Source organism: Labrys sedimenti (assembly GCF_034424805.1).
Lineage (GTDB): Bacteria > Pseudomonadota > Alphaproteobacteria > Rhizobiales > Labraceae > Labrys > Labrys sedimenti.
The window spans coordinates 152,493-176,359 of sequence record NZ_JAXOUF010000001.1 but is presented as its reverse complement, the minus strand read 5'-3'; the positions used below and the strand labels follow the sequence as shown (position 1 = coordinate 176,359).

Annotated in this window: 16 protein-coding genes and 3 riboswitches; of the genes, 8 read left to right on the top strand and 8 right to left on the bottom strand. The window is 63.4% G+C overall.

Going from position 1 to position 23,867, the window contains the following annotated elements; genetic code table 11:
- Positions 1–2 precede the first annotated feature (2 nt).
- On the bottom strand, positions 3–701 hold the full coding sequence (locus U1R88_RS00805) for a phosphatidylserine decarboxylase (protein WP_322429565.1): 699 nt from the start codon (positions 699–701) through the stop codon (positions 3–5).
- A 151-nt stretch (positions 702–852) separates the two neighbouring features.
- Here U1R88_RS00805 and U1R88_RS00800 point away from each other — a divergent pair, with 151 nt between their 5' ends.
- The 4 genes from U1R88_RS00800 to U1R88_RS00785 all read left to right on the top strand — a co-directional run bounded on the left by U1R88_RS00800 (position 853) and on the right by U1R88_RS00785 (position 4,092).
- A complete protein-coding gene (locus U1R88_RS00800; protein WP_068294866.1) occupies positions 853–1,653 on the top strand; it encodes an ABC transporter ATP-binding protein in 801 nt (266 codons plus the stop codon).
- Between the two features lie 129 nt (positions 1,654–1,782).
- Positions 1,783–2,559 (top strand): transporter substrate-binding domain-containing protein, encoded by a 777-nt coding sequence (locus U1R88_RS00795; protein WP_322429564.1) that lies wholly within the window; start codon positions 1,783–1,785, stop codon positions 2,557–2,559.
- A gap of 121 nt (positions 2,560–2,680) precedes the next feature.
- Complete coding sequence (locus tag U1R88_RS00790) at positions 2,681–3,361, top strand: ABC transporter permease (RefSeq protein ID WP_181161172.1); 681 nt, start codon at positions 2,681–2,683, stop codon at positions 3,359–3,361.
- Between the two features lie 2 nt (positions 3,362–3,363).
- On the top strand, positions 3,364–4,092 hold the full coding sequence (locus tag U1R88_RS00785) for an ABC transporter permease subunit (protein ID WP_068294857.1): 729 nt from the start codon (positions 3,364–3,366) through the stop codon (positions 4,090–4,092).
- Between the two features lie 140 nt (positions 4,093–4,232).
- Here the strand turns inward: U1R88_RS00785 and U1R88_RS00780 are convergent, their stop codons facing one another.
- The 4 genes from U1R88_RS00780 to recA form a co-directional block, all read right to left on the bottom strand.
- Positions 4,233–5,024 (bottom strand): arginine deiminase family protein, encoded by a 792-nt coding sequence (locus U1R88_RS00780; protein ID WP_322429563.1) that lies wholly within the window; start codon positions 5,022–5,024, stop codon positions 4,233–4,235.
- A 37-nt stretch (positions 5,025–5,061) separates the two neighbouring features.
- A complete protein-coding gene (locus tag U1R88_RS00775) occupies positions 5,062–5,250 on the bottom strand; it encodes a hypothetical protein (RefSeq protein WP_068294850.1) in 189 nt (62 codons plus the stop codon).
- Between the two features lie 4 nt (positions 5,251–5,254).
- Positions 5,255–7,906 carry an alanine--tRNA ligase gene (alaS, locus tag U1R88_RS00770; RefSeq protein ID WP_322429562.1) on the bottom strand — a complete coding sequence of 884 codons (2,652 nt, stop codon included), beginning with the start codon at positions 7,904–7,906 and terminating at the stop codon, positions 5,255–5,257.
- A 317-nt stretch (positions 7,907–8,223) separates the two neighbouring features.
- Positions 8,224–9,297: a recombinase RecA gene (gene recA / locus U1R88_RS00765; protein WP_068294844.1), complete on the bottom strand. Its 1,074-nt coding sequence runs from the start codon at positions 9,295–9,297 to the stop codon at positions 8,224–8,226.
- A gap of 316 nt (positions 9,298–9,613) precedes the next feature.
- Between recA and U1R88_RS00760 the strand changes: the two genes are divergently transcribed.
- Positions 9,614–10,531, top strand: a complete 918-nt coding sequence (locus U1R88_RS00760; protein ID WP_068294841.1) for an NAD(P)-dependent oxidoreductase — start codon at positions 9,614–9,616, stop codon at positions 10,529–10,531.
- A 70-nt stretch (positions 10,532–10,601) separates the two neighbouring features.
- Here the strand turns inward: U1R88_RS00760 and U1R88_RS00755 are convergent, their stop codons facing one another.
- From U1R88_RS00755 to U1R88_RS00745, 3 genes are all read right to left on the bottom strand, one after another.
- On the bottom strand, positions 10,602–11,855 hold the full coding sequence (locus U1R88_RS00755; protein WP_322429561.1) for a porin: 1,254 nt from the start codon (positions 11,853–11,855) through the stop codon (positions 10,602–10,604).
- Between the two features lie 285 nt (positions 11,856–12,140).
- The gene (locus U1R88_RS00750) at positions 12,141–13,778 is read right to left on the bottom strand and encodes a fumarate hydratase (RefSeq protein ID WP_322429560.1); all 1,638 of its coding nucleotides are present in this window, start codon (positions 13,776–13,778) and stop codon (positions 12,141–12,143) included.
- A 148-nt stretch (positions 13,779–13,926) separates the two neighbouring features.
- On the bottom strand, positions 13,927–15,849 hold the full coding sequence (locus tag U1R88_RS00745; protein ID WP_322429559.1) for a TonB-dependent receptor plug domain-containing protein: 1,923 nt from the start codon (positions 15,847–15,849) through the stop codon (positions 13,927–13,929).
- Positions 15,850–15,962: 113 nt separating this feature from the next.
- Positions 15,963–16,155: riboswitch (cobalamin riboswitch) on the bottom strand.
- Positions 16,156–16,245: 90 nt separating this feature from the next.
- A riboswitch (cobalamin riboswitch) is annotated at positions 16,246–16,442 on the top strand.
- 263 nt (positions 16,443–16,705) lie between these two features.
- Here U1R88_RS00745 and metE point away from each other — a divergent pair.
- The 3 genes from metE to U1R88_RS00730 all read left to right on the top strand — a co-directional run bounded on the left by metE (position 16,706) and on the right by U1R88_RS00730 (position 23,690).
- A complete protein-coding gene (metE, locus tag U1R88_RS00740; RefSeq protein WP_322429558.1) occupies positions 16,706–19,075 on the top strand; it encodes a 5-methyltetrahydropteroyltriglutamate--homocysteine S-methyltransferase in 2,370 nt (789 codons plus the stop codon).
- Positions 19,076–19,177: 102 nt separating this feature from the next.
- Positions 19,178–19,396, top strand: a riboswitch (cobalamin riboswitch).
- A gap of 108 nt (positions 19,397–19,504) precedes the next feature.
- Positions 19,505–22,420, top strand: a complete 2,916-nt coding sequence (locus U1R88_RS00735) for a ribonucleoside-diphosphate reductase subunit alpha (protein ID WP_322429557.1) — start codon at positions 19,505–19,507, stop codon at positions 22,418–22,420.
- A gap of 154 nt (positions 22,421–22,574) precedes the next feature.
- Entirely contained in the window at positions 22,575–23,690 is a 1,116-nt protein-coding gene (locus U1R88_RS00730) for a ribonucleotide-diphosphate reductase subunit beta (RefSeq protein ID WP_322430478.1), read from the top strand.
- The last annotated feature ends 177 nt before the right edge of the window (positions 23,691–23,867 follow it).

The following is a 23,867-nucleotide window of genomic DNA, read 5'->3' as shown; positions in this document are numbered from 1 at the left end:
GGTCAACCGACGCGATGAGTCAGATTCGGCATTGCGGCATTGGCATCCGCCAGGATCGTCTCGCCGGCCACCATCTTCTGGCCGATGCCGACCAAAGGGCGCACCCCTTCCGGCAGGTAGACGTCGACGCGCGAACCGAAGCGGATCATGCCCAGGCGCTGGCCGACGGCCACATGCTCGTTCTCATTGGTCCAGCAGACGATACGTCGTGCCACCAAGCCGGCGATCTGCACCACGCCGTAGCGGCTGGTGCCGGTATCGATGATGAAGCCGTTGCGCTCGTTGTCCTCGCTGGCCTTGTCGAGATCGGCATTGAGGAACTTGCCGGGCTTATAGGCGATCTTGGTGATCGTCCCCGTCACCGGGCTGCGATTCACGTGGCAATCGAAGACGTTCATGAAGATCGAAACGCGCAGCAGCGACTGGCTGGCCAGCCCCAGTTCGGGCGGCGGCAGCACGTTGGCGATCTGGCTGACCACACCGTCGGCCGGCGAGACCACCAGGCCCTCGCGCACCGGCGTCACCCGCTGGGGATCGCGGAAGAAATAGGCGACCCAGGCCGTGAGGATCAAAAGCGGCCAGAACAGAACCTTGATCCAACCCAGCGCAATCAGCGTGGCTATGCCCGCGATCCCCAGAAAGGGATAGCCCTCGCGGTTGATCGGCACCAGGACTTTGCGAATGGAGGCAGCGAGCGACATAGGCAGGGTTCCCGTTTCGCGACCTGCCTATCGCATGCAGCGGATAAAGACCAGAGCATGTCGTTATCGACAAGAGTGGCTGCCCGCACCTTGTGCAAACTGAAATGGCTGATACAGTTCTGGGCAACCGAACGTCAGATGAGGTCGCTTTATGCCAGAGGACGCCCCACAAGCGGGAGCGAGCCGGACACCCGTTGTTCAACTCGACAATATTCACAAGAGTTTCGGCCTCCTGGAAGTCCTCAAAGGCGTTTCCCTTACGGCCCATGAAGGCGACGTGATCGCCCTGATCGGAGCATCGGGCTCGGGCAAGAGCACGATGCTGCGCTGCACGAATCTGCTCGAGGTTCCCAATTCCGGCCGCATCCTGATCGGGAACGAGGAGATTCGCCTGAAGCCGGACGGCCATGGCGCCATGTCGGTCGCCGATCAGAAGCAGCTCCAGCGCATTCGCAGCCGCCTGGGCATGGTGTTCCAGAGCTTCAACCTGTGGGCGCACCGCACGGTGCTCGAAAACGTCATCGAAGCACCGGTGCATGTTCTCGGCGAAAGCAAGGCCGAGGCGATCGCTCATGCCGAGCAATTGCTGCACAAGGTCGGCCTCTACGCCAAGAAGGACGTCTATCCCGCCTTTCTCTCCGGCGGCCAGCAGCAGCGCGCAGCGATCGCTCGCGCCCTTGCCATTCGCCCCAAGGTGATGCTGTTCGACGAACCGACCTCGGCGCTCGACCCGGAATTGGTCGGCGAGGTGCTCAAGGTCATCCGCGATCTCGCCGCAGAGGGCCGCACCATGCTGCTGGTGACCCATGAAATGGCCTTCGCCCGCGATGTCGCCAACCACGTGATGTATCTCTACAACGGCAATGTCGAGGAGGAGGGCCCACCCCAGAAGGTGTTCGGCAATCCCAACAGCGAGCGTTGCCGTCAATTCGTCACGCCGCGCCAGCACTAGGGCGGCCTGCGAGGCAAGCGTTTCCGCTTGACGGAAAAGTTCGGGGGGCAGGAGGGCACCAGAACTCGCGCATCAGGTACGATAATCCAAGAAAATCCAGAAAAAACAGCTATCTATCAGGGGACCAAAATGAAACACTTCAGCGCCAAACTCCTTATGGCGACCGCTTTCTTTTGCGGCGTGGCCTTCGCCTCGGCCCAGGCCGATACCATCAAGGTCAGCGTCGCGGCCGAGCCCTACCCGCCCTTCGCTTCAAAGGATGCCTCCGGCCAGTGGGTCGGCTTCGAGGTCGATCTGGCCAAGGCCGTCTGCAAGGCCGCCAAGCTCGATTGCGAGATCGTCGCCACGGCCTGGGACGGCATCATCCCTGCCCTGATCGCCAAGAAGATCGACGTGATCTGGGCTTCCATGACGATCACGCCGGAGCGCTCCGCCCAGATCGGCTTCACCATCCGCTACTACAACACGCCCCCCGAATTCATCGGCAACAAGGCCGACAAGTTCGACTTCACGCCGGAGGGCATGAAGGGCAAGTCGATCGGCGTGCAGACCAGCACCATCCACGCCCAATATGTCCAGAAGACCTACCCGGATGCCGACATCAAGAGCTATGGCACGCAGGACGCCGCCAATGCCGACCTCGCGGCCGGCCGTCTTGACCTGGTGATGGCCGACGCCGCCGCACTTGACGACTTCCTGGCCGGCAAGGACGGCCAATGCTGCGAGATGAAGCAGTTCCCCAAGGATCCTGTGTTCGAAGCCGGTGTCGGCGGTGGCCTCCGCAAGGAGGATACCGATCTGAAGGCCAAACTCGATGCCGGCATCAAGGCGGTCTATGCCGATGGCGAATTCGACACGATCCAGAAGAAATACTTCAAGTACGACGTCGGCACGCCGCCGAAGTGAGATAGGCAGTCCGGTTCGCTCCTGCTGAACTGAACCGGGCTTTCTCCAGCCGGCCTGAGAATTCGGGCCGGCGCCTTTTCTTCCTGCGGGGTCGGGCGTGGAAGCTTTCTGGAATCTCCTGATGTCCGGATGGGGCGTATCGTTGCTCCAGGGCCTGGTCATCACCATCGAAATCTCGGTCGGCGGCTATCTGACCGGCCTTGTCATCGGCGGCCTGGTCGCCTGGGCCAAATTGCGCGGGCCGCGCTGGCTGGTCGCGCTCGCCAATGGCTATTCCACCATCTGCCGTGCCGTGCCCGAGGTGCTGCTGATCCTGATCCTCTATTATGCCGGTCAGCAGGGGCTCAATGCCCTGATGGCCTGGCTCGGCTACGGCACGCTGGGAATCGGCGGCTTCTTCGCCGCCATCACCGTGCTCGGCGTGGTCAATGGCGCCTATACCTCGGAGATCCTGCGCGGAGCCGTACTTGCCTTGCCGAAGGGGCAGATCGAGGCGGCCCGCGCCTATGGCATGCATGGCTTCGGCCTGTTCCGGCGCGTCATCCTGCCTTTGATGATTCCCTTCGCTTTTGCCGGCCTGACCAATCTCTGGATGACCATGCTGAAGGATTCGGCCCTGATTTTCGTGGTCGGCTACAACGAGCTCACCTTCACGGCCGTGCAGGCCGCAGCCTCGACGCGCATGTATTTCCCCTTCCTGCTGCTCTGCGGCGCGATCTATTACGCGCTGACGCAATTCTCCAACATCTTCATCAAAATGTTCGAGCGTCACATCCGGCGCTGGACTCCCAAGCTGGGGTGACCATGTCCGCGGATCTGGCAAGCTGGTTTTTCGAGAATTTCGGCTGGATCGGCAAATATTGGCCGGCCATCCTCAGCGGCTTCTACACCACGCTGAAGCTATTGTTCTTCTCGCTGCTCTTCGGTTTTCCCCTGGCGGTGCTGGTCGGCTTCGGCCGGGTTTCCAAGAACAAGCTGATCTACGCCATCACCTCCAGCTTCGTGTCGGTCATCCGCGGCACGCCCCTGCTGGTGCAGATGTTCGTCTACTACCAGGGCCTGGGCTCGCTGTTTCCCGCCATTCCCGGCATCCGGCAATCCTTCATCTGGCCGGTCCTGAAGGACGGCTATTATTACGTCATCTTCGCCCTGGTGCTGAGCGTGGGCGGCTATGTCGGCGAAGTCGTGCGCGGCGCGCTGCTGTCGGTCCCGCGCGGCGAACTGGAAGCGGCGCGGGCCTATGGCTTTCGCGGCTTTGCGCTGGTGCGCCGTATCTGGCTGCCCCGCGCCATGCAGGCGATGATGCCGACCTTTGCGGGCGAGACCGTGCTCTGCCTGAAGTCGACCGCCCTCGCCTATCTGGTCAGCGTCCAGGATCTGCTGGGCCAGATCAACATCATTCGCTCGCGCGAGGCGATCACCTATACGCCGCTCCTGGTGGTCGCGATCGGCTATCTCATCACCACGCTAGTGATCGAAGCCATCTACCGGCGCCTGGAAGCCGGTTTCGCCAAGACGGTGAAACCGCACTGAGACAGCGCATCACGCAGTGCCGACCACGGCTCCGGCACTTGATGGAGCGAGGTCGGCAACTTCCTGCCGACAGATGCAGCATATCCGAGGATATCGACCCGAGATCGACACTCCAAGTCCCTGCTTGCGAACGTCGGATTTCAGGTATGCCAGCGCAGCGACATGCAGGACAGGCCTGCATCGATCTTGGCGATCTGCGATGTCGGCAGCCGGACGACGCTATAGCCCTCGGCTTCGAGCAGGGCGGCCGTGCGCGGATAGTCGATGCCGACGAAAACCCGGTCATTCACCCTGAGCGCGTTGGCCGCAGCCTCCTCGCCTTCGGGCGTCAGCAGCACCCGCATGCCCTCGAACACGCCGGAGGCAGCGAGACGCGCCGTCGACAGCATGGTGGTGTCGTCGAGCAGCGAACAGTCGGACTTGAAATGCAGGACGCCCGGAGGCGTGGTGACGACGACGCCCTTGCGACCGAGTTCGGCCAGCAGAGCGATCAACTCCTCCGTCCCTTCCCTCGTGGTGCGGTCGGAGAGGCCGATCATCACCGCCTGGGGCGTGACCAGAACGTCGCCGCCGTCGACGAAACCGGGGCCCTGCAACGTCAGGACCTTCCCGAAGCGCGCGCGCAGCACGGGCGCGATCTCGGCGGTCTCACCGAAACGGCTCTTGGCGCCGACCCGCAGCAGGATCGCTCCTTCCGGGAACACCAAGGCCGGATCCTCGACGAACAGCGAATCCGGGAAAGTCTCGAGGGCGGGCAGAACCTCGACGGCAACCCCCGCAGCCTGCAAGGCCTCGATGTAGAGACGATGCTCGGTCGAGACGCCTTCATGGGTGGGCGCGCCACGGTCCTCGGCCCGCAGGCCCTGGGTCACGCTCGCCGGCGGCAGGCGCACGATGGCATTGTCGAAAGCATAGACGGGAAAGGCGCTCATGCTCGCTCCGATCGGAAGGGATTGAAGTCCGCCGGTTTCACTCTTCCGGCGGACGATATTGGATGACCTGGGTCCACAGCCCATAGGCGGCGACGGCCGCAAACATCAGGCCCCAGAACTGGTTGCCGTTATAGAGCTCCACCCCGGCCCAGGCCGCGGGCAGCACACAGAGCAGCAGGCGGACCCAGAGCGGCCTCATCCAGTTCGGCGTGTTGGGCTCGGCCATCGCCTTAAGCCTCGGCCAGCGCCGCGGCGATGGCATCGAGGGCAGCTTGGGCCTTGGATCCGTCGGGGCCGCCGGCCTGCGCCATGTCGGGCCGTCCGCCGCCACCCTTTCCGCCGAGCGCCTCGGAGCCCTTGCGCACGAGATCGACGGCATTGAAGCTGCCGGTCAGGTCCGCCGTCACGCCGACGACGAGGCCGGCACGGCCGTCCTCGGAGGTCGCGACGATGGCGACCACACCCGAACCGACCTGCTTCTTGCCCTCGTCCGCCAACGCCTTGAGGTCCTTCAGCTCGATGCCGGTGACGGCCTTGGCCAGCAGCCGGGTCTTGCCGACCGTGCGGATTTCGCTGTCGCCCCCGCCGCCGCCCATGGCGAGCTTCTTGCGCGCCTCGGTCAGTTCGCGCTCAAGCTTGCGATTCTCCTCGACCAGCGTGGCCAGGCGGTCGCCCGCTTCCGGCACGGGCGTGCGCAGCACGTCGGCCAAGCCCTGGAGCAGGCGGCTCTCATTGACGAGGTGCCTCCGGGCCGCATCTGCCGTCATCGCCTCGATGCGGCGAACGCCGGCCGCGACGGCGCCGTTGGAGACGATGCGGATCAGGCCGATGTCGCCGGTGCGGCGCACATGGGTGCCGCCGCACAGCTCGACCGACCAGGCCTTGTTCGAGCCGGGCTGACGCTGCCCCATCGAGACGACGCGGACCTCGTCGCCATATTTCTCGCCGAACAGCGCGCGCGCGCCGGAGGCGATGGCGTCGTCCACGCTCATCAGATGCGTGGTCACCTCGCTGTTGTCGAGCACGACGGCATTGGCGAGGTCCTCGATCTCCTTGATCTCCTCGTCCGAGATCGGCTTGGGATGCGAAAAGTCGAAACGCAGGCGGTCCTGAGCCACCAGCGAGCCCTTCTGCGCGACGTGATCGCCGAGCGTCAGGCGCAGCGCCTCATGCAGAAGATGCGTGGCCGAGTGATTGGCCCGGATCGCGGAACGGCGGGTATGATCGACGACGAGTTCGAGCGGCTCCTGAACCTTGAGCGTGCCTTCCTCGACAGTGACGGCATGCACGAAGAGATCGCCGAGCTTCTTCTGGGTGTCGGTCACCGCCACCCTCAGGCCACCAGCCTGCACGATGCCGGTATCGCCCTGCTGGCCGCCGGACTCACCGTAGAACGGCGTCTGGTTGAGGATGAGGAAGCCCTTCTCGCCTTCGCCGATGCGGTCGACCGGCTTGCCGTCCTTGACCAGGGCCAGGGCGACGCCTTCGGCGGTCTCCGTCTCATAGCCGAGGAATTCGGTGGCCCCGACCTGTTCGCGCAAACCGAACCAGACGGTCTCGGTCGCCGCATCGCCGGATCCCGCCCAGGCGGCGCGGGCCTTGGCCTTCTGCTGCTGCATGGCGGCCTGGTAGCCTTCGAGATCGACCGAAATGTTGCGCGCGCGCAGCGCATCCTGGGTCAGGTCGAGCGGGAAGCCATAGGTGTCGTAGAGGGTGAAGGCGACATCACCCGAGAAGACCTGCCCGTCGCCGAGCTTCAGGGTCTCCGCGTCGAGCAGGGCCAGACCGCGCTCCAGCGTGCGGCGGAAGCTGGTCTCCTCCAGGCGCAGGGTCTCGCTGATCAAAGCCTCGGCCCGCACGAGTTCGGGATAGGCGGCGCCCATCTCGCGCACCAGCGCCGGCACCAGCTTCCACATGATGGGATCCTTGGCGCCGAGCAGGGAGATATGGCGCATGGCGCGGCGCATGATCCGGCGCAAGACATAGCCCCTGCCCTCATTCGACGGCAGCACACCGTCGGCGACCAGGAAGGAGGAAGCGCGCAGATGGTCGGCGATGACGCGGTGGCTGGCCAGCGCCGGCCCTTCGGCCGGCACGCCGATCGCCTCGACCGAGGCACGGATCAGGGCCTGGAAGAGATCGATGTCGTAATTGTTGTGCTTGTTCTGCAGAACGGTGGCGATGCGCTCGAGACCCATGCCGGTATCGATCGAGGGCCGAGGCAGGTTGACGCGCTCGCCGCCCACCAGTTCCTCGAACTGCATGAAGACGAGGTTCCAGATCTCGATGAAGCGGTCGCCATCCTCGTCCGGCGAACCGGGCGGACCACCCCAGATGTGATCGCCATGATCGTAGAAGATCTCGGAGCACGGACCGCAGGGACCGGTATCGCCCATGCGCCAGAAATTGTCCGAGGTCGGGATGCGGATGATGCGGTCATCCGGCAGGCCGGCGATCTTCTTCCACAGCCGATGGGCCTCGTCATCCTCGGAGAACACCGTCACCAGGAGCTTGGAGGCCGGCAGGCCGAAATCCTTGGTGATCAGGTTCCAGGCGAGCTCGATGGCGCGATCCTTGAAATAGTCGCCGAAGGAGAAGTTGCCGAGCATCTCGAAGAAGGTGTGATGCCGGGCCGTATAGCCGACATTGTCGAGATCATTGTGCTTGCCGCCGGCGCGCACGCATTTCTGCGAAGTCGCGGCCCGAGAATAGGGACGCTTCTCGATACCGGTGAAGACATTCTTGAACTGCACCATGCCGGCATTGGTGAACATCAGGGTCGGATCGTTGCGCGGCACCAGCGGTGAGGATGCCACGGCTTCGTGGCCGTTCCGCACGAAATAGTCGAGGAAGGTGGATCGGATCTCGTTGACGCCGCTCATGCCCAATTTGCCTATTTGGCCCAATCGCCTGTTTCGCTGGTCCCTTCCTATCGGCTTGGCCAGCATCCTAAGCAGAATATCTCGATATTGCCCACGAATGGGCAATATCGAGATATTCTGCAAGTGCTTGAATTCTTGCAAGTTCCTCTTGATCGAGCCTGTGGCTCGATCAAGAGGAACTTGCATGGTGGTGGGGCGTTGTAGCGAGGCTGTTCCGGCCTGTCGAGGCGCTCATCCATGAAAAACCCGCCTGTTGGGGCCAACAGGCGGGTTATTTCGTGAAGCACGCCACTCGCCGCTCCTGGCGGCTACGAGCCTCAATCGTCCCCGGCGTCCGCCGGATCGATATTGTCGAGGATGCGCTCGGCGATCAGGCCGGCATTCTGGCGAATCTGGCCCTCAATCTTGTCGGCAACATCCGGATTGTCCTTGAGGAACTGCTTGGCGTTCTCGCGGCCCTGGCCGAGGCGCTGGCTCTCATAGCTGAACCAGGCACCGGACTTCTCGACCACGCCGGCCTTGACGCCGAGGTCGATCAGTTCGCCCACCTTCGAGACGCCCTCGCCATACATGATGTCAAATTCGATCTGCTTGAAGGGCGGCGCGACCTTGTTCTTGACGACCTTTACGCGGGTCTGGTTGCCGACCACCTCTTCCCTGTCCTTGATCGCGCCGATACGGCGGATATCGAGGCGGACGGAGGCGTAGAATTTCAGTGCGTTACCGCCCGTGGTGGTTTCCGGGCTGCCATACATCACGCCGATCTTCATGCGGATCTGGTTGATGAAGATCACCATCGAGTTGGAACGCCCGATCGAGGCCGTCAGCTTGCGCAAAGCCTGGCTCATCAGTCGGGCCTGCAGACCGGGCTGCACATCGCCCATCTCGCCTTCGATTTCGGCCTTGGGCGTCAGCGCCGCCACGGAGTCGATCACGATCACGTCGATCGCACCCGAGCGTACCAGCGTGTCGCAGATTTCCAGCGCCTGCTCGCCGGTGTCGGGCTGCGAGATCAGCAATTCGTCGAGATTGACGCCAAGCTTGCGGGCATAGACCGGATCGAGCGCATGCTCGGCATCGATGAAGGCGCAGACACCGCCCCGCTTCTGGGCTTCGGCGACGGAGTGCAGCGCCAGCGTGGTCTTGCCCGAGGATTCCGGCCCGTAGATCTCGATGACCCGGCCCTTGGGCAGGCCGCCGACACCGAGGGCGATGTCGAGACCAAGAGAACCGGTGGAGATCGCCTCGACCTCCATCGTCTTGGTGCCCTTGCCGAGCCGCATGATCGAACCCTTGCCGAAGGAGCGTTCGATCTGTGATAGGGCGGCGTCGAGCGCCTTCGTCTTGTCCATGGAGCTTCCTTCGACCAAGCGCAGCTGCGTCTGACTCATATGCCCGTTTCCCTATCAAGCACGAACGGATTCGTCATCCGGACCAATCATTTTCCAACACCGGGCTGCAACCTTGTCGCAATTCGAAGCCCCGTGGCGCTATGTACCCATTTTGTTCTAATTAACGCAAGTTCTATTTTTGTTCTCAAATTTCTTATTTAACAAAGGCTGATCACCGGGCGAGCTTGCGATAAATCATCATACCATTGCGCCGTTCAGGCTTGCGCCCCACAGCCCTCCCCGTCCACACTCCCTGCCGGCAGGATGCGCCGGCAACCCGCTCCGGATATGCGGGACAGGAAACGGGACGATTGCAATGACGAATAGGCAGGAGAGCGTCGGCTTCATCGGAGTCGGCTATATGGGCCATGGCATGGCCAAGAACATCGTGGAGAAGGGCTACGCACTGACGGTGATGGGGCATCGCAACCGCGCGCCCGTCGAGGATCTGGTGGCGCGCGGGGCCAAGGAAGCCAAGACGCCGCGCGAGGTAGGCGCGGCTTCCAGCATCGTCTTCCTGTGCGTCACCGGTTCGCGGCAGGTCGAAGCGCTGATACGGGGCCCTGACGGGCTGAAGGCCGGCCTGAAGCCTGGTTCCGTCGTCGTCGACTGCTCGACTTCCGACCCCAACTCCACCCTGGCGCTTGCCGCCGAACTCGCCGAGGCCGGCATCGATTACGCCGATGCTCCGCTCGGCCGCACGCCAAAGGAGGCCTGGGAAGGCACGCTCGACACCATGATCGGCGCCAGCGACGCCCTGTTCGAGCGCCTCAAGCCGGTGATTTCAACCTGGGCCGGACGCATCGTGCATATCGGCGGCACGGGCGATGGTCATCGCATGAAGCTGCTCAACAACTTCGTGTCGCTGGGCTATGCCGCTCTCTATGCGGAGGCCCTCGCCTTGTCGCAGAAGGTCGGTATCACGCCCAAGCGCTTCGACAGCGTCATTCGCGGTGGGCGCATGGATTGCGGCTTCTACCAGACCTTCTCACGCTGGGTCCTGGAGGGCGACGAGAATGCGCACAAATTCACCATCGCCAATGCCTTCAAGGACCTGACCTATCTGGAGGCGATGGCGGACGCCGCCGGGCTGGTCAATCCGATCGGCAATGCGGTGAAGAACTCGTTCGGCGTGGCGATGGCCGCCGGCGGCGCCGAGCGCTATGTGCCGATGCTCACCGACTATATCGGCCGCCTGAATGGCACCGATCTCGTCCCGGCCAACCAGAACTGACCGGACATCACAGGCAGAACGCCGCGCCCTTGCGGGCGCGGCGTTCTTGTTTCCACCTGTATAGGCCGGATCAGAAGGTGCGGCGCAGACGCACGCCGGCACCGACGGCGTCGACCGTCTTGCTGTTCAGCCCTTCCGGATCTTTGTTCTGGTACCAGACTTCGGCGCCCGCAATGAAGCCCTTGACGACGGTGTAGTTCACCTGCCCGCCAACGACATAGTAGTTGAAATTGTCGGTGATGTTGGAGGCGATGCGCGGTGCGTCGAAGTGCAGATAGCCGCCGAACAGAATGGCCTGCAGGTTCTTGGTCACGTTGAGACCGGCCTCGCCCTGCACGGCGAAGCCCTTGGCGCTGTCGAGATCATGGATCGTGCCGTTGGTTATGTAGGCGTCCACGCCGCCGAAGCCGAGGGTGGACGAGCCATTCGGCTGGGAACCACCGACGCCGAGATATTTTACGGCGCCGTCCGCGTAGCTGGCTTCGGCCGCGATGTAGGCACCCTCGAGAACCGGCAGGTTGACGTTGCCGCCAACACCGATCGAATAACCGTACTTCGTACTATAGCCGGCCGTTGCGCTGCGGTTCTGATGGAGGGCGCCCATCACCTGGAAACGGCCCCAGCCATTCTTGTTGTCGTCATAGCCGACGACGCCGACGATATCAGGCATCTGGGCACCGCCGACGCCACCAGCAACCGTGACGCCATTGACCACGACATTGTTCCCGTAGACCGAGGCATTGGCGCGATGATCACGGCCGTCTTCGATCGACAGGGTGGCATAGGCCTTGTCGAACTGCGCCGTATAGCTGATCAGGTTGCGCCGGCCCTGCTCGCCGAAATAGGGCGCGAAGAACTCGGCCTGATAATTGGGGTCGTAGAAGGCATAGGGCGACCAGGCGTAACCGGCCGTCAGGCCGCCGAACTGCAGATAGGCTTGGCGTACCTGGAAGGTGTCATGCGTGGCTGCCCCAGCATTGGACTCGGCCTGGAGTTCGAAGAAGGAGCGCAGCATGCCCCAGTCGGTCTGAGTGCGCGCATCGAAGCGGATGCGGGCATTGGTCCGGAACTGCGTCTGGCTGATGTTGCGCTTGCCCGTGGCATTGCTGGGCGCCTGCGCAAACCAATAGTCGGCCCGGATCTGGCCGCTGATCTTCAGGCAGGTGTCGGTGCCCGGAATATAGAAAAAGCCCGGACCGAATGCCGTACAAACCTTCACATATTCGACAGCCTCGCCCTTGCTCATCGGCAGGTCTGCAGCAGAGGCGGCCGCAATGCCAAGAAATCCGGCGCCAGCGCCGAGTAAAATTGCACGAATAGACATGGAAATACCCCGATCTCATAAGTCGACCCTTTCAAAAGGGCCTCTCTCTTCGGCAAGCCGGCAAAGCAATATTGGGCATACGGAAGAGGCGCAGTCGTTGTGCACTGCGATATCGAAGCTTTCCTCCCAGGCGAGACATTACACAATGTTAAGGTGAGTCACCGTTCTGACACAAAGGGGCTTTGTCCATGACAGTTGCGAATTCGCAACAGCACGCGAAACGTGCATGAAAAAGGCCCCTCCCTTTTCAGGAAGAGGCCTCGCCGAAAAAGCAGGCGCGTGAACTCAACCCAGGTTGAGTTCCTTGAAGAAGTCATTGCCCTTGTCATCGATGACGATGAAGGCCGGGAAGTCCTCGACCTCGATGCGCCACACCGCCTCCATGCCGAGTTCGGGATATTCCAATACCTCGACCTTCTTGATGCAGTCCTGGGCGAGGCGCGCGGCGGGGCCGCCGATGGAGCCGAGATAGAAGCCGCCATGCTTGGCGCAGGCCTCGCGGACCTGGGCGGAACGGTTGCCCTTGGCCAGCATCACCATCGAGCCGCCCGCGGCCTGGAACTGGTCGACATAGCTGTCCATGCGCCCCGCCGTGGTGGGGCCGAACGAGCCAGAGGCATAGCCGGCCGGCGTCTTGGCCGGGCCGGCGTAATAGACCGGATGATTCTTGAGATAGTCGGGCAGGCCGCCGCCCGCCTCCAGGCGTTCGCGCAGCTTGGCATGGGCGAGGTCGCGGGCCACAATGATCGGGCCGGTCAGCGAGACGCGCGTCTTCACCGGATGGCGCGACAGCGTCTCCAGGATGTTTGACATCGGCTGGTTGAGGTCGATCTTCACCACCGCCCCGCCGAGCGTGCTCTCGTCGATCTCGGGCAGGAAGCGCGCCGGATTGTGTTCCAGCTCCTCGAGGAAGACGCCGTCGCGGGTGATCTTGCCCATGGCCTGGCGATCGGCCGAGCAAGAGACTCCGAGCCCGATCGGCAGGCTGGCGCCATGGCGCGGCAAGCGGATGACCCGCACGTCATGGCAGAAATACTTGCCGCCGAACTGGGCGCCGACGCCGAGCGACTGGGTGAGCTTGTGCACTTCCTTCTCGAGCTCGAGGTCGCGGAAGGCGTGGCCGAGTTCGGAGCCCTCGGTGGGCAGGCTGTCGAGATAGCGCGCCGAAGCGAGCTTCACCGCCTTCAGCGTGAGTTCGGCGGAGGTGCCACCGATCACCACCGCCAGGTGATAGGGCGGGCAGGCTGCCGTGCCGAGCGTGAGGATCTTCTCCTTCAGGAAGGCGATCAGGCGATCCTTGGACAGGATGGAAGGCGTGGCCTGGTAGAGGAAGGTCTTGTTGGCCGAACCGCCGCCCTTGGCGACGAAGAGGAACTTGTAGGCCTCCTCCCCTTCCGCCGAAATGTCGATCTGCGCCGGCAGGTTGGTCTTGGTGTTCTTCTCCTCGAACATCGACAGCGGCGCCAGCTGCGAATAGCGCAGGTTCTTCTTCTCATAGGCATCGCGGATGCCCTGGGCGATGGCGCCTTCGTCCTCGCCCTCCGTCCAGACCTTGCGGCCCTTCTTGGCCATCACGATGGCGGTGCCGGTATCCTGGCACATGGGCAGCACGCCGCCGGCGGCGATATTGGCGTTCTTGAGCAGGTCATAGGCGACGAAGCGGTCATTGTCCGTCGCCTCGGGATCCTCGAGGATGTTGCGCAATTGCTGGAGATGGCCGGGGCGCAAGAGATGGTTGATGTCCATGAAGGCCTGCTCGGCCAGAAGCCGCAATGCCTCGCCATCCACCTGCAGGATCTCGCTGCCGCCGAGCTTCTCGACCCGCACGCCTTCGCTGGTCAGCTTGCGATAGGGCGTTTCGTCCGCTCCCAGGGGAAACAGGGGAACATGGGGATAGCGGGCATTGGAGGCGGAATCGGGCATGGAGAGGGTCTCCGGATCAGGACGAGCCGAGGCGGGGCCAGGGCGCCGCCAGTTTGGCCCTGATGTAGTCGCTTTTCTCGCCGCTGCCTATGATCAATTGGAATCGTTCCATGCTGAAGGCGAACTCCGAGTGCATGGGCATCACCTGTCAGAAAGCGCTCAGGCGGACGCCGCCATAGACGCCAATCCCCAGCTGCTGGAAACCGACCGGGGTTTCGTAGCGGCGGTCGAGCAGGTTGTCGACGCGGGCGAACACGCTCGCGCGCTCGTTGACCTTGTAGTCCGCAGCCAGATTCACCGTCGCATAGCCGGAAGCCTTTAGGCGCGGGATCGAGAAGCTGCGATTGCCGTCGATCCAGGAGCCGACATAGAGCACCATGGCCGACAGGTTGAGCGCCTCCGTCGGCGACCAGTCAACCTCAAGGCTTGCCTTGTGCCTGGGCCGGCGCAACAAGCTTGTTTCGGTGACGTCGTTGCGGGCGATGGTGAAGGTATAGTCCCCTCTCAAGGACATCTGCTGGTTCACCCGGACCGAGACGAAGGATTCATTGCCATAGGTCGTGGCCCGGCCGACATTCACATTGGTGGTGAAGGTGTCGTTGTAGTCGATCAGATTGCGGATGCGGTTGTAATAGAAGGTAGAACCGATGCGCAGGCGGTCTGCGAACAGGGGCTGCTCGAAGCCGACGTCGTAACCGCTGCTTTCTTCGGGCTTCAGATTGCGGTTGGCATAGAAGAAGGGCGGATAATCGCGATAGAGTTGGCTGAGGGTCGGCGCCTTGAAGCCGGTGCCATAGCTCGCACGCAGCAAGGTCCCGGTCGCCGCGATCGTATAGGCGGGCGCGACGCGCCAGGTCAGATGGCCACCGAAATCGTCGTTGCGGTCGTAGCGCAGGTTCGAGGTCAGGTAGAAATTCTCGAACCAGTTGGACTGGAGCTGAGCGAAAGCCGCCGAATTGCCGCTGGAGGCGGTCAGGTCTTCGGCCTGCAGGCGATAATTCTCGCGCTCCAGCCCGAGAGTGAGCTTGTGGTCATCGGTAATTGCGACCTCCTGGCGCAGGTCGAACTTCAGGCGCTCGCCGATGCTGGTCGATGGCGGCGTCATGTTTTCCGGAGAAGGTACGCTGCGCCGACGATCCCTGAGATAGTCGATGCCCAGGACGGTCCGATAGCGATCATCGAGCGAGTGCCAAACGACCTCGCCACGCGTGAGGAAAAGCCCTTCAGTCTGCGAACTGTGCAGGGCATTCGGCCCGGTGAAGGAATCGCCGGTGAACAGGAGCTTCGAATCGGAGTAGCGCGCGATCAGGCTGGCGCTGAGATTGTCGGTAAAATCAGCGCCGAGCCGGGCCGAATAGACCTTGTTGTCATAGAGGTTGCCGATGGCCCTCTGGCCGGGCGGCAGCAGGTCGGTCGGCGTCACCGGCGTGTCGGTGGCACGGAGATGGTCGATGCCGAAAGCATAGTTGAACATCGAGTGCGAGCCGCTCAGGCTGATGCGCTGGTTGAAGGTTCCGAAGGAACCGCCTTCCAGCATGGCCGTCAGTTTCGGCGTGCCGGATCCCTTCCTGGAGGTGATGGCGATCACCCCGCCAATGGCATCGGCGCCACAGAGGCCGCTTTGCGGGCCGCGCAGCACCTCGATCCGCTCCACATCGCCTGCCAGCAACTTGCCGAAATCGAAGGCGCCGTTGGGATTGCCGGGATCGCCGACATCGATGCCGTCGATCAGCACCTTGACGTGATTGGCGTTGGAGCCGCGCATGAACACCGCGGTCTGGCTGCCCGGACCGCCGGCCTGCACGAGATTGAGGCCGGGCACGGTGGCCAGCACATCGCTTACCGTGCGGCGCTGCCCCTTCTCGATCTCCTCGGCCGTGATGACCGTGACCGCGCTGCCGAGCTGGCTGGCCGGCGTCGGCGCCCCGGTGACAACGACGGGGTCGAGTTCGATCGGCTCGTCGCCCGCCGCCGGCTGTGCCCGGGCTGGAAGGGTCGGCAAGGCGGCAAGGGAAGCCAAAAGCACAAGCCCGAGACCGGGCAATACGGCTGCAGGGAAACGATTGATCACGTCAGACCTCGTCGCGACGTCCAGTGGCCGTCACCGCGAGGAGGCCCGCACCGTCATGCCCGGAGGCGCAAACGGTTCGGCTTCCATCGGAACACCCCGCCCGATGTCGTCGCGCGTGACCACGGCTGACGGCAGGTCTCCTGGCTGGCGGATCGCCGTCTCCTGCCGCCTTCCCGGATCGCGATCCAGTGGCCGTTCTGGCAGGAACTCACCGCTCACAGTTGCGGGGGCAGCCGCGCTTCGGGCATCGGCCCTCGTCGCGTTCCCATTTGATCCTCGAAAGGAACCGTCACATCGACGCCGTAGTCGGATCGGCCCGCGCCGTCAACTCGCCAGAGATGTAATGCCTATATAAACATGTCTTTATATCAGCCTTGACTTTCAGCGTGCCTTGGCGTCTGCTCGCGTGGTCGAGGTTCTTCCATCCTCGTGATGGAAGCTAAGAGGGAAGCCGGTGCGATGCCGGCGCTGCCCCCGCAACTGTAGACGGCGAGAGCTTGCTCATCATGCCACTGCCTGCTTTTCGCGGGTGGGAAGGCGGGCAGGCCCGGTGACCCGTGAGCCAGGAGACCTGCCCCGACGAACGTAAACGTCCTCGGGCGGGGTGTCCCGGTGGTTGCGTGACCAGAGCCAGAGTTCCTGGCAGGTCAGGCGCTCCCGTACGGCCTTTGCCCCCAGTTCTTCATGGGGTCTGCCGATGTTCAAGCTTCAAACTGCCGTCATGCGTGAAGGCGCGGCCAATCCGGCTGCCCGACGACGAATGCGTTGCGGCGTGCCCTGACGGCGCGCCGCTGCTCCGCTCCCCTCTTCCATTCACCGCAAACCGGGACCCATCGGTCACCGGCAGGAGACACGCATGTCCATTCCAATCTCGACACTCGGCACGCCGCGCATCGGTCCGCGCCGCGAACTCAAGACGGCCCTGGAGGCTTTCTGGGCCGGAAAGCAGGACGAAACCGCCCTGCTCTCGACGGCCGCCCAGCTGCGCGCCAGCAACTGGGCCCGGCAGAGCCTGCTCGGTGTCACCCATATCCCGTCCAACGATTTCTCGCTCTACGACCAGGTCCTCGACATGAGTGCGACGGTCGGCGCCATTCCCCGCCACTATGGCTGGGAAGGCGGCCCGGTCTCGCTTGCCACCTACTTCGCCATGGCGCGCGGCAGCCACGGCCATGATGGTCGCGACCACGATGATCGAGGTAATATGGGCTGCAGCCATGGCGGCCACGGCGGCGGGCTTCCCGCGCTCGAAATGACCAAATGGTTCGACACCAACTACCATTACATGGTTCCCGAATTTCGCCGCGGCCAGGCCTTCGAGCTCGCCTCGACCAAGCCCATCGACGAATTCACGGAGGCCGCGACGCTCGGCTTCCACACCCATCCCGTCCTCATCGGGCCGGTGACCTATCTGCTGCTCGGCAAGGGCAAGGATGCCGGCTTCGATCCGCTCGCCCTCCTGCCCGGGCTTCTGCCCGTCTATGCCGAGATCCTGCGCAGGCTGGCCGCGGCCGGTGCCGACTGGGTGCAGTTCGACGAGCCCTGCCTGGTGCTCGATCTCGACGAGCGGACACGCACGGCGCTGCGCCAGACCTACGATGTCCTGGCCGGTACAGTCTCCGATCTCAAGATCATGGTGGCGAGCTATTTCGGCGGCCTGGGCGACAATCTCAATCTGGCGCTCGCCCTTCCGGCAGCCGGCCTGCATCTCGACCTGGCAAGGGCACCGGAACAGCTCGGGCGAGCGGTCGAGGAAGCACCCGCCGACAAGGTGTTGTCGCTAGGCGTGATCGACGGCCGCAATGTCTGGCGCAGCGACCTGACCACCCTTCTCGACAGGATCGAGCCCGATGTCGCGGCTCTCGGCGCGCATCGCGTGGTGCTGGCTCCCAGCTGCTCCCTGCTGCACGTGCCCTATGACCTTGCGCTGGAAACGGAACTCGACCCCGAGCTGGGCAAGTGGCTCGCCTTTGCGGTGCAGAAGATCGGCGAACTCAAAACTCTGGCGACTGCGCTGGTCGATGGTCGCAAAGCCGTCGGCGAAGCGCTTGGCAGCTCGGACGCGGCCGCAGGCTCCCGCCGTGTATCCGATCGTATACACAATCCGGCCGTCGCCGATCGCATGGCCGCGATCAGACCGGCCATGCACGAACGCCAGCATCCCTACCCGCTACGCCGTCGCGCCCAGGAATGGCTTGGCCTGCCGTCATTTCCCACCACAACGATCGGTTCGTTCCCGCAGACGAGTGCCGTGCGCACAGCCCGCGCGGACCATGCAAAGGGTCTTATCGGCGATGCCGATTATCACGGCTTCCTGCGCCAGGAGACGGCGCAGGCCATCGCCTGGCAGGAAGAGATCGGCCTCGACGTGCTGGTGCATGGCGAGTTCGAGCGCAACGACATGGTGCAGTATTTCGGCGAGCAACTGGCCGGCTACGCCTTCACCCGGCACGGCTGGGTGCAGAGCTACGGCTCGCGCTGCGTGCGCCCGCCGATCATCTATGGCGACGTCTCGCGTCCCCGGCCCATGACGGTGGATTGGGCGCGCTTTGCCCAGTCCCTCACCAGGCGCCCCGTCAAGGGCATGCTCACCGGGCCGGTCACCATGCTGCAATGGTCCTTCGTGCGGGACGACATCGAACGCGAGCAGGTCTGCCGGCAGATCGCCCTCGCCTTGCGCGACGAGGTCGGGGATCTCGAACAGGCCGGCATTCGCATCATCCAGATCGACGAGCCGGCAATTCGCGAGGGGCTGCCCCTCAGGCACGCCGAAAAGGAGGCCTATCTTGCCTGGGCGGTCGCGTGTTTTCGTCTTGCCTCCTCGGGTGTCGACGATGCCACCCAGATCCACACCCATATGTGCTACTCGGAGTTCAACGACATCATCCATGCCGTCGGTGGCCTGGATGCGGATGTGATCTCGATCGAGACTGCCCGGTCCAGAATGGAGCTGCTCGATGCGTTCCGGGCCTATCGCTACCCCAACGAGATCGGCCCCGGCGTCTACGACATCCACTCTCCCCGCTGCCCCGGCGTGGCTGAAATGCGCGACCTCCTCACCAAGGCGCAGGAACGGATCGCCGGCGACCAGCTCTGGGTCAACCCCGATTGCGGCCTGAAGACCCGCAGCTGGGCGGAAGTCCGGCCGGCTCTCGCCAACATGGTTGTTGCCGCCCGTCAACTTCGTGAGGAGACCACCCCGGCGCGGGCGGCGACATCCGCCTGAAAAAGTGTGCCGGGGCACGAATTTTGTGCCCCTGCATACTCTGTCCCCATTGAAAAAAAGGGCGATACACACCATCTATTGACAGATAGGCACCAAAGCATACTAGATACGGTATTCACAGGTCGCCGGATTCGCCTCCGGCGCTAATAGGGAATCCGGTAGGCCTTAGGGCAAAGCCGGGGCTGCCCCCGCAACTGTAAGCGGAGAGCGGCTGTCGATTGGCCACTGGCCGAGAGGTGGGTTTACCCCACCCTCCCCGGGAAGGCAGGCAGTCCGCAACGACCCGCGAGCCAGGAGACCTGCCTGTGGATGCGTATCGTTTCCTCGGGCGGGGTGCCCCGACGGATCGCCTTGCTCGCGGCGCGTCATCCTGCGTCGGCGCGGAATGCGCTCCTCGGCCCAAGCCTCCAACATATTGGGGTTTGCCGAATGTCTCTTGATCTCGAAACTGCCACGACCACAAGGAAGCCTTTTCCAGGTACCGGCGCCGACAAGGCGTCCCCGGCATCCGAACCCGGCTACCAGGTCATTCGCCGCAATGGCGGCGTCACGCCTTTCGATGCTTCGAAGATCGCAGTGGCCCTGACCAAGGCCTTTCTCGCCGTCGAGGGGAACAGCGCCGCCGCTTCGCGCCGGGTGCATGACATCGTCGCCGAGCTCACGGCCCAGATCGTCGCCGGCCTGACCCGCCGTGCCGATGCCGGCCGCACCTTCCATATCGAGGATATCCAGGATCAGGTGGAACTCGCCCTGATGCGCGGCGAGCACCACAAGGTGGCGCGCGCCTATGTGCTCTATCGCGAACAGCGGGCCCAGGAGCGCGCCGCCAAGGCCGAGGCACAGGTCGCCGCCGCCCCTGCCCTGCGCATGAAGACGGCGGATGGCACTTTGCAGCCCCTCGACCAGACGCGCCTTGTCGCCCTGGTGCGCGAGGCCTGTGCAGGCCTTGCCGACACCCATGCCGAAACGGTGCTGAACGCGACCCAGCGCAACCTCTATGACGGCATCAGCCAGGACGAACTGGCGCTTGCGCCAATCCTCGCCGCCCGTACCCTGATCGAGACGGAACCCGATTACGCCAAGGTCAGCGCCCGGCTCCTCAACGACAAGCTGCGCCGCGAAGCGCTGAGCTTCGTCGGAGGCCATCCCAAACAGGCGACGCAGGCCGAGATGGCGAGCCGCTACGCCGAATATTTCCACGATTATATCAGCATCGGCATCGCCAACGAATTGCTCGACCCGGAGCTCGGGCGCTTCGACCTCGCCCGCCTTGCAGCCTCCCTCAAGCCCGAGCGCGACCTGCAATTCGACTATCTCGGCCTGCAGACGCTCTATGACCGCTATTTCTTGCATGTTCGCGGCACGCGTTTCGAGCTGCCACAGGCCTTCTTCATGCGCGTGGCCATGGGCCTGGCCCTACGCGAAATCGACCGGGAAGGCCGCGCCATCGAGTTCTACGATCTTCTCTCCTCCTTCGACTTCATGGCCTCGACGCCCACCCTGTTCAATTCAGGCACGCTACGCGCCCAACTCTCCTCCTGCTTTCTGACCACGGTGTCCGACGATCTCGAAGGCATCTTCAAGGCGGTGAAGGACAATGCCCTGCTTGCCAAATATTCCGGCGGCCTCGGCAATGACTGGAGCAATGTGCGCGGCCTCGGCGCCCATATCAAAGGCACCAATGGCGAGAGCCAGGGCGTGGTGCCCTTCCTCAAGGTCGCCAACGACACCGCCATCGCCGTCAACCAGGGCGGCAAGCGCAAGGGCGCGGTCTGCGCCTATCTGGAGACCTGGCATGTCGACATCGAGGAGTTCCTCGATCTGCGCAAGAACACCGGGGACGATCGCCGCCGCACCCATGACATGAACACCGCCAACTGGGTGCCTGACCTGTTCATGGAGCGTGTCGAACAGGACGGTCCCTGGACCCTGTTCTCACCCGACGAAACGCCGGACCTGCACGATCTCTACGGCCCCGCCTTCAAGGCCGCCTATGAGGCGCACGAGGCGCGCGCCGCGCGCGGCGAGCTCAAGGTCTTCAGGCAGGTCCGCGCCCTGGACCTGTGGCGCAAGATGCTGACCATGCTGTTTGAGACGGGGCATCCCTGGATCACTTTCAAGGATCCCTGCAACATCCGCTCGCCCCAGCGGCACATCGGCGTGGTGCATTCCTCGAACCTGTGCACCGAGATCACGCTGAACACCTCCCATGACGAGGTGGCCGTGTGCAATCTCGGCTCGGTCAACCTCGCCGCCCATGTCGATGCCGACGGGCTGATGTTCGACAAGCTCAAGGCGACGGTGACGACGGCGATGCGCATGCTCGACAACGTCATCGACATCAATTTCTACACCATTCCCGAGGCGCGGCGCTCCAACCTCAGGCACCGGCCCGTCGGCTTGGGCATCATGGGTTTCCAGGACGCCCTGCAGAGCCTGCGCCTGCCCTATGCCTCCGATGCCGCCGTACGCTTCGCCGACGAGAGCATGGAAGCGGTGTCGTTCCACGCCATCTCGGCTTCTGTCGATCTGGCAGCCGAGCGCGGACGCTATCCCAGCTTCGACGGCTCGCTGTGGTCGCAGGGCATCCTGCCGATCGACTCGGTGGGCTTGCTGGCCGAAACGCGCGAGGGCGCCAACTTCGACAGGCGCTCTACCTTGGCCTGGGATGGGCTGCGCCAGCGCGTGAAGACGGTCGGCATGCGCAATTCCAACACCATGGCGATCGCGCCGACGGCGACGATCTCCAACATCTGCGGCGTGTCGCAGTCGATCGAGCCGGCCTATCAGAACCTGTTCGTGAAATCGAACATGTCGGGGGATTTCACGGTGGTCACCTCGGCCTTGGTCCGCGACCTCAAGGCGCGCTGCCTGTGGGACGAGGTGATGATTTCCGATCTCAAATATTTCGACGGTTCCCTCGGCCAGATCGATCGCATCCCCGAGGATCTGAAGGCTCTCTACGCCACTGCCTTCGAGATCGACACCGCCTGGCTGATCGAGGCGGCGGCCCGCCGGCAGAAGTGGATCGACCAGGCCCAATCGCTCAACCTTTATATCGCCAACCCCTCCGGCAAGAAGCTCGACACGCTCTACCGCCTCGCCTGGAAACGCGGCCTGAAGACGACCTATTACCTGCGCTCGCGGTCGGCCACCCATGTCGAGAAATCGACGCTGAAGGGCACCGACGGCAAGCTCAACGCCGTCTCCGCCACGGTGCCGCAGGCGGCCGCGCCGATCCTGGTCGAGCCGCAGCCGGAAACGCTGCAGTCCGACATGTTGCAGTCCGAGGCTTGGGGCAAGGCCTGCTCCATCCACGATCCCGACTGCGAAGCATGCCAGTAACTCGAAGATTGACAGAATGAGCCTGTCATTCCCGGCCTAGCGAAGCGAGGGGAAGGGAATCCAGGGGCAGATGCGCTCTTTGGCCCCAGGATTCCCTTCCCGCGGCCTTCGGCCGCGCCGGGAATGACAGGTTGAGGATAAGAAAACGATGACGATGCTCGACTGGTCCGAAACCACCTCGCCCGTAACCCAGCTTCCCCTGCCGCAGAGCGCAGCGGATGCGAGCGGCCTTGGCGCGATCGACCGCAAGGGCGGCCGCGTCACGGTCGACGAGAAGCGGATGATCAATGCCCGCGCCGACGTGAACCAACTCCTGCCGCTCAAATACAAATGGGCGTGGGAGAAATATCTCGCCGGCTGCAACAACCACTGGATGCCGACCGAGGTCTCGATGCAGGCCGACATCGCGCTGTGGAAGTCGCGTGACGGCCTGACCGAGGACGAGCGGCGCATGCTCAAGCGCAATCTCGGTTTCTTCGCCGCCTCCGAGAGCCTGGTCGCCAACAATATCGTGCTGGCGATCTACCGCCACCTCACCAACCCCGAATGCCGGCAATATCTGCTGCGCCAGGCCTTCGAGGAGGCGGTGCACACCCACACCTTCCAATATATCGTCGAGAGCCTCGGGCTCGACGAGGGCGAACTCTTCAACATGTATCGCGAGGTTCCCTCGATCACCGACAAGGCGGCTTGGGCCCTCAAGCACACCCAGCATCTCGACGATCCCGACTTCAAGACCGGCACGCCGGACGCCGACCAGGCCTTCCTGCGCGATCTCGTCGCCTTCTACGTGATCTTCGAGGGCATGTGGTTCTATACAGGCTTTGCTCAGATCCTCTCGCTCGGCCGGCGCAACAAGATGGTGGGGATCGCCGAGCAGTATCAATACATCCTGCGCGACGAGAGCATCCATCTGAACTTCGGCATCGACGTGATCAATCAGATCAAGATCGAGAATCCGCATCTGTGGACCCTCACCTTCCAGGCCGATCTCCAGCAGATGATCCGCGAAGCTGCAGAACTGGAGGCCGCCTATGGCCGGGACACCATGCCGCGCGGATTTCTCGGCCTCAACGCGGTGTCCTGCGAACAATATATGCATTTCATCGCCAACAGGCGCTGCGCCCAGCTCGGCCTCATGCCGGTGTTCCCTGATATCGAGAACCCCTTCCCCTGGATGAGCGAAGCGATGGACTTGAAGAAGGAGAAGAACTTCTTCGAGACGCGCGTCATCGAATACCAGAACGGCGGCGCGCTGAGCTGGGATTGAAGACACGCTTTCGAGGAGAAGGCGCAGGGATTTGGTGCTCTATCATTCCCGAAGCGAGCAGGGAGATGCCCATCTCGAGCCTTCAAGGCAGTGCGCGACCATCCCTCCCCGACTTCGGGGAGGGTGGGCCGGCAAAGCCGGCTCGGGTGGGGTAGAGCGGCGCAAGCTCGCTATTTT